The sequence below is a fragment of the Allocoleopsis sp. genome (assembly GCF_036703385.1).
In the GTDB taxonomy this organism is placed as follows: Bacteria; Cyanobacteriota; Cyanobacteriia; order Cyanobacteriales; family Coleofasciculaceae; genus Allocoleopsis.
Genome location: NZ_DATNPA010000096.1, coordinates 1 through 6,959, shown reverse-complemented (window position 1 = coordinate 6,959; position 6,959 = coordinate 1). Strand labels below are relative to the sequence as shown.

Annotated in this window: 5 protein-coding genes; 1 reads left to right on the top strand and 4 read right to left on the bottom strand. The window is 49.7% G+C overall.

Features of this window, described 5'->3' with window-relative positions; all coding sequences use genetic code 11:
* On the top strand, window positions 1-208 hold a 208-nt coding region (locus V6C93_RS04830; protein WP_333475517.1), incomplete at its 5' end, for a hypothetical protein.
* A gap of 75 nt (window positions 209-283) precedes the next feature.
* Here the strand turns inward: V6C93_RS04830 and cysK are convergent.
* From cysK to V6C93_RS04810, 4 genes are all read right to left on the bottom strand, one after another.
* A complete protein-coding gene (gene cysK / locus V6C93_RS04825; RefSeq protein ID WP_333475516.1) occupies window positions 284-1,246 on the bottom strand; it encodes a cysteine synthase A in 963 nt (320 codons plus the stop codon).
* 24 nt (window positions 1,247-1,270) lie between these two features.
* Complete coding sequence (locus V6C93_RS04820; protein WP_333475515.1) at window positions 1,271-1,708, bottom strand: Rrf2 family transcriptional regulator; 438 nt, start codon at window positions 1,706-1,708, stop codon at window positions 1,271-1,273.
* A gap of 200 nt (window positions 1,709-1,908) precedes the next feature.
* The gene (locus V6C93_RS04815) at window positions 1,909-4,986 is read right to left on the bottom strand and encodes a plasmid replication protein, CyRepA1 family (protein ID WP_349262617.1); all 3,078 of its coding nucleotides are present in this window, start codon (window positions 4,984-4,986) and stop codon (window positions 1,909-1,911) included.
* A 249-nt stretch (window positions 4,987-5,235) separates the two neighbouring features.
* Window positions 5,236-6,525, bottom strand: a complete 1,290-nt coding sequence (locus V6C93_RS04810; RefSeq protein ID WP_333475513.1) for a hemolysin family protein — start codon at window positions 6,523-6,525, stop codon at window positions 5,236-5,238.
* Between the last annotated feature and the right edge of the window lie 434 nt (window positions 6,526-6,959).

Sequence of the window (6,959 nt, the reverse complement as noted above, 5' to 3'; positions counted from 1 at the left end):
TATCAGCAGGCTTAAGTTGGGTGGCACTGATTTAAGAACTCTCATACCTCACCCATCAACCCTTGCGGAGGGGGTCTGGGGGAAGCGCTTCGTCCCCCAGTGGGGGGTTTGGGGGGAACCCCCCCCAATCCGGGTTTTTCCAAAGAACGATCGCTTTTCCCTTAAGTCAGTGCCATTCAGCTTAAGTTGGGTGGATCTATCGCAGTAGAACTAATATCACGTCCGGTTAAACTTTATCCCCCGATGCCGCTATGCGACATCGGGGGACTTCCCGCAAGGATAGTTAAACCAGGGTTGGAAGTTCCTCCTCTTCGGGTTCTTTGAACATCGGCGTACTCAGGTAGCGCTCACCATAGCTGGGTTGCACCATGACAATTAAACGTCCTTCATTTTCTGGACGCTTTGCCACTTTAATCGCCGCCGCTAAAGCCGTACCGGAAGAAATGCCGGATAAAATGCCTTCTTCTCGTGCCAGACGGCGACCATAGTCAAGGGCTTCCTCATCAGTGACGGTAATCACTTCGTCTATTAAGTCTCTGTTAAGAACCTCTGGGATAAAACCAGCACCGATACCCTGCTGCTTATGGGGTTTTGGCTCACCACCCGAAAGTACTGGACTATTGGCGGGTTCTACAGCGATCGCCTTAAAGCTGGGTTTACGCTTTTTGATCACCTCAGCGACACCCGTCAGGGTGCCACCCGTTCCTACACCGGCAATCAGGAAATCCACCTCACCATCGGTATCTGCCCAAATTTCCTCGGCTGTGGTTTCCCGATGAATTTTAGGATTAGCGGAATTGCGAAACTGTTGCGGCATGAAGGCATTAGGAGTCGCGGCAACAATTTCTTGGGCACGCTCGATCGCCCCCCTCATCCCTCGGTATCCCGGTGTGAGTTCCAGTTGGGCACCATAAGCTTTGAGCATCGCTTGCCGTTCGTGACTCATGGTATCGGGCATGGTCAAAATGACTGGGTAGCCTTTAGCGGCTGCCACCATTGCCAGAGCAATACCTGTGTTGCCAGATGTAGGTTCGACAATCACGCTTTTTCCTGGCTTAATCCGACCTTCCTCTTCCGCCGCCTGAATCATACTAACGCCAATGCGGTCTTTCACAGAAGCGGCTGGGTTCATCCCCTCCAGCTTGACAACGATTCGAGCCACACACCCTTCTGACTGAGGAATGGAATTGAGTTCAACCAGAGGCGTATGTCCAACTAATTCCGTCACATCATGAGCAATTTTCATTACTGTTACCCAATTAATGAAAGTCTAAATGTAATACATGGGATTCGACCGTTGGCTCTCATCCCGTTTTTCAAGCAAATCCTGTAAGCTGTGGCGTTGAAAAACTGCGAGCGCTGCTGTAGTTGCTTCATGCCAGACTGACTCGATCACCGCCGTCTCCGGTGTCGCGGACACCGTCTGACTCTCTGGTTCCAAGTTTTTGCTGCCCTCCAAACACGTTAGCACCTCAGGCATCGTAATTTTCCTAGGTTCCTTGGCTAAGGCATAACCGCCTTTGGCTCCGCGTTGGCTGCGGACAATACCACAGCGCCGAAGAGCCATCAGCAGTTGCGCCAGATAGCGGTCTGGTATTTTATGATTTGCAGCAATTTGGTCAATTTGCAAGTAGTTTCCCTGATGGTAATGGCTGGCTAGTTCTAGCAAAGCCAACAAAGCGTACCTCACCCTACTGGAAAGTTCCATGTTTATGGAATCATTTCATTGAAAAGCCAACCTTGTCTTTTACTATACTACGGTTATCCGCCCGGTTTTTAGACTTTTTATCCAAACAATTTTGGATTTTAGATTAATAACCTGCGATCGCAAGAGCAAATCCCATCATGACTCGCTCCACCCTTACCCGCCGCGATTCCGACGCTCCAGAATGAATCGTCCGGTCGCTGTTATTCACAAAAGCTGAGACACAGCTGAACATACTCAACTTCTGCCTCTAAATCCGCTTTTCCAGTCGCCTGAGCTACAAGTCTTGAGCTGGCATCAAGCCGTTGCTCAGAACTATCTAAAAGTTGAGAACTTTGTGCTACCCATTGCTGAAATACCTCAAAGCGACCGTCTTTAGGGTTAACGACCTGATAAACTCGAACTCGGTTTGCACTCTTGCCGTCTCGACCGATACAGGTAAGCCCATAGCCAATTTTATCCAATAGGCGTCGAATAATGGTGATGGGAGTCGCATTTGGTGCAAGTCCAATACCCAAAGTGGTTTTGATGGAAGCGCGGCTAGAAAGTGCCAATCTCGCCATTGCCCTCAGGTCTTCATCCGTGCTTCTTAACTCTCGCTGTGTTTGTTGAAGCAATACTGGGATACCCAAGAGTTCCATTGTGCCGATCGCAGCGCCTAATTGGGAACGGTTGAAGTCAGGCAGGAAGATGCTACCACCTCCCAATTCGATCAGCCTGCGAGCAAAAGCCGCATCCCGTTGAGCCAGGTAGTCCCGACCTAGGGTGAGAAAATAATGAAGTAACAGTTTTTGATACCAGCCTTCGTCATCCTTCGCAACCAGTTGAGCGGTAACGGGGATACCATAGCGCCGCTTTAACTCATGCTTGCGGAGTGTACGTCGCTGGCTGGGTGTCTTCACTAACCGTTTTTGCAGGGCTTGAAACTGACTATCGCTTAGGTCTTCAGCATAGGCGATCGCCTTACACTCAGCCTGATAATTCTGCTCTCTCACCGCCGCGATCGCCGCCGTCAGCGAATTGGTTTCCGCTTGAGTCTCCTCCCCATCAGACTTTAGCTTCTGGATTTTGGATTTTGAATGACTGAGCGATAGAGTTCCCAAGCCAAAATCAATGCGGGGGACTTCAATCACCTGATGACCTTCAGCACTCAGCGCTGCCGATACCGATTCTCGATACTTTTGCATGGATGCGTTGTGCCGGACTGCCATCTTTGCCCAGCACAGCAAAGATTCCGCCTGAAAACCCGTCTCAATATCATCGAGGGCATCGAAGTCCGATTGCTGTAATAACTTAATATTGAGCTGAGTCAGGCTCTGACCCGATGTGAGCAACGAAAGGATGGAGGTTGAGCCGTTGCCAACCCGATTAAAGCCAGAGGGAGCGACCCACACAAACCGAGGCAAATTTTCACGAATGCGCCCTAACGCTTGACGCACCGAATTCTCGCTTTGAATCCCGATCGCAATACCCCAAACCGAGGTAAAGTGTTCCCGCAGATCAATGCTCACTCCCGTTTCAATGGCTGGACTTGCTAATACAATGTCATAGTTACCCAACACTTGATTCAGGTTGCTCATACATCCATAAGCCGGATGAGTTGGCTCGGTTAAAGATTCCGCATCAATGCGGAGTACTTTGGCAATTGGAAATCGCTGTTGCAGATAAGTTTCCAAGGTGCAGGTACTCCATTGGCTTCCTCTTTTTTGGGCAGAGAGACAGACAAAGGGTTTCCCACCGTCTTGAATGTGCTGTTCCAAGTCTTGAATCAACCGTTCTGGGGTGCTTTCTGTGTAGTGATTGACCTGCCATGATTCCCTGGCTCCGGGTTTCCAATCATTCTGAATAATGAAGGGTTGTAGAGGAACTCCCGATAGGGAAATGAGGTAATCGATCGCCACATCACTCAAATCAGCATCCGTGACAAAAACTTGCCCCTCACCCCCCAAAACATTTTGCATCAGGGTTTTCAGGGACTTGAGGATAGCCACCCGATTGTTACTACAGGTACTCGAATCCAACCCGTGCCAGAGGACTTGTTCAACTTCATCGATAATCACAATCCCATCTGACCAGTTGAGCGCCTCGAAGTGAGCTTGAGACGTGGGATGGAGGGAATCAATGCAAAGACCATATCCTAAGGCGGTACCGGAGTCAGAGTCCCGCACCTCAGTAATATAGTTGAGTCCAAAGCGCTGACACAAGGACTCCACCAGTCGCACCCGATGACCAATGACCAACACCCACTGCTTGCGTTCTAGAGCTTTTTTCACGATACCCTCTAACAACTGGGTCTTACCCGTACCTTTCGGGGATTTAATCGCGATGAGTTGGGCGTCTTCAGGAATGGGGAGTTCTCCCAAATAGCGGCGATTTAGTTGTAAATGGGCAGGATACGTCAGGCGCGTCAGGGACTGGGCTTTCCAGGTATCGAGCGATACGGCGGCTTGGTAAGCTTCGTCAAATGCGGCCTGACCGTTTTCCGCAATGAGGTCATCGACTCCTTTCCCTTGTTCTGGATTCCAAGTAATAACCTTGACGGAACATTTTTTTTGTGTTAATAGATATCCCAATTGTCGAATCGCTGCGCTGACGGCCTTGATGGCAGCCGGCTTGGTGTCTTGGTCGAACGTCAGATAAATCTCTCTGCCTTGGGTTGCCAGTTTCAGTAACTGGGGGATAAGCCGAGACTTGCCAATGCGATTCCCCTGAGAGTCACGGGGGACACGATAGCCACCAAAGACTCCGGGTAATGCGATCGCCGCATAACCGGCTGTGAGTAATGACCCAGCCTTCTTCGCTCCTTCCGTAATGCATAAGGGAATTTGTGGGTGTTCGATCAGCCACTGCCAGAAGCCAAAATCCGGTTGATTGGGGTCGATCGCTTCGGGTAGGATGCTGATTTCGTAGCGATCGGCAATCCGCTGCCAAAGGTGAAGGGGGACGCGTAGGGCAAACAGTCCTGTCGGTGTTAGTGGGGGATGCTCATACTTAATCAGCTTCCTGGCGTCAGCACTACGACGGGGAAAACTTGGCTTGAAACAGCCCCAGAGGTCGTCTTCTCCCGTGAGCAGGTCAATTCCGGAACACCACCATCCGCCCTGCTCCGTGTGTTCATAACGTTTGAGGAGGTGGTGGCTCACTCGACCATCATTCCGTCGTTGGAGTGCATCGGCGTACAGTAAATAGTCTGATGGGCAAGAGCCGTTTAAGGGTATAACGTTAAGGCGGGTTAACTGGTCATCGACACAAGAAAAACCCCACTCTTGGAGATAATGCACGGTGTTGGAGATAGTGTTGGTCATCGAGGCTCAAGCCAGCCTACGCTATATCTAGTAGGTAGGCTAAGTAGTTTAGCAAAGAAACACTAATTATAGAGCTTGCTGACACCCGAACGCTTTGCCTCGCTTCGCTCACCATGCTAGGCTAACGCCTCGCTTCGCTAACGCAAACGGGAGATTTAGCCTCTACTCTGGCTGAAGCAATCCTGTCGGAGCAAGCTGGGTCTATGAACGAAGAATCTCCGCACTTTATAGGGCGGAGAGTGTCAACACTAGCACCTTATCAACTCGGTTGCCGTCCATATCCATCACTTCAAAGCGGATACCTTGCCACTCAAAGGTATCAGTAGCCGTTGGAATACGCCCTAAATGTGTAACGACAAAGCCACCTACAGTGTGATAGTTACCGCGTTGCTCTTTTGGCAATTCTCCAATGTCTAATAATTCAAAAAGCTCTTCCACGGGTAACATTCCATCCACTAACCAGGAACCATCCTCACGCCGCACGGCCTGGGGTTCGTCTACCTGATCGACAGAGGGTAGATCTCCAACAATTTCTTCTAAAATATCGTTTAGTGTAACCAATCCCTGAATCACACCATATTCATCAACAACGATCGCCATCTGAGTACTGGATTGCTTGAACAACTCCAAAATTTTTAACCCAGGTGTACTTTCTGGCACATAGACAGGGCGTTGCAAAGCTTTTGTCAGGTCAAGCGGTTTACTAGAAAGACAGTCGGATAATAGATCGTTGACACGGATGATCCCAAGGGTGTTGTCAAGCTCACCCTGACAAACGAGGTATCGGGAATGAGAGCTATCAAGAATAGTCTGCCGATTCGTCTCAGCGGAGTCGTCTAGGTCAAGCCAGACAATTTCGGGACGCGGCGTCATCAAGGCACTAACTCGCCGATCGCCCAAGCGAAACACCCGTTCCACCATGTCTTGTTCAGCTTCCTCAAACGTTCCCGCCTCGGTACCTTGCTCGATCAAAACCTTGATTTCTTCCTCTGTAACTTGTGGTGCTGTGGACGGCTTGATGCCCAATATCCTGACCACCAAATCGGTTGAAGCACTCAACAGATAAACAACCGGAGAGGCAATTGTCGCGAACATCCGCATCGGTCTGGCGATCGCAGAAGCAATATTTTCTGGATTGTTTAACGCCACCCGCTTGGGTACCAGTTCGCCAATGACTAGGGTCAGATACGTAACGAGCAAAATCGAAATTGCCGAAGCGATCGCATCACTATAGGGTTCCAGCCAGGGTAGGAAATCCAGCAGAGGCGCTACTTTCTTCGCTATAGCTGATTCACCGAAAGCACCGGACACGATGATAATTAGCGTTATCCCTACCTGAACGATCGCTAAAAACTGATTCGGAGCATTAGCCAGTTCTAAGGCAAGGCGGGCGCTGACATTCCCCTGATTGGCCATCTGTTGCAGCCGCACCTTGCGTGCAGAGACAATGGCCATCTCTGACATCACAAAAATACCACTGGCGATGCTTAATAGAAAAACAATTAAAAGTTCCACAAGTAAAGAAAACCTTCTTTTTCTGGTAGTTTCGATGAATGGAGCCTAACAATTTAGTCTCGTGTATTCACACCCAGTATTCAAGTAGGAAAAGGTAGAAGTGCAAGGGGCGAGGGCAAGTTTACATTAAGACATTGTGGTGTTCTTACCGACACCAAAGCTCAAGCCACCAAATATTCAAGGTGTGTTCATCCAGCGAGCGATTAGTCTACCAAGAGAATAGATAGAGATAAAGAAGGGGTTCAAGCCTAAGGACTGAACAGGAGCAACGAATCCAGCGGATTCAGCGTCATGGCTGTTCCGGATTGTCGCTGAAGTTTTGGAGTTGCAAAAGAGCTGAATGGGCGACAGTCAAACTTAATCGAGCCTGTTCCATCGGCGATAATTCCGTCCATTCTACAGGCCGAACAACGCCAGAGGGAGTTTCAGCTCCT

Bases quoted from the DNA above. Each gene is read 5' to 3' on its own strand.
- V6C93_RS04820 (WP_333475515.1), bottom strand. From the start codon at position 1,708: ATGGAACTTTCCAGTAGGGTGAGGTACGCTTTGTTGGCTTTGCTAGAA.
- cysK (WP_333475516.1), bottom strand. From the start codon at position 1,246: ATGAAAATTGCTCATGATGTGACGGAATTAGTTGGACATACGCCTCTG.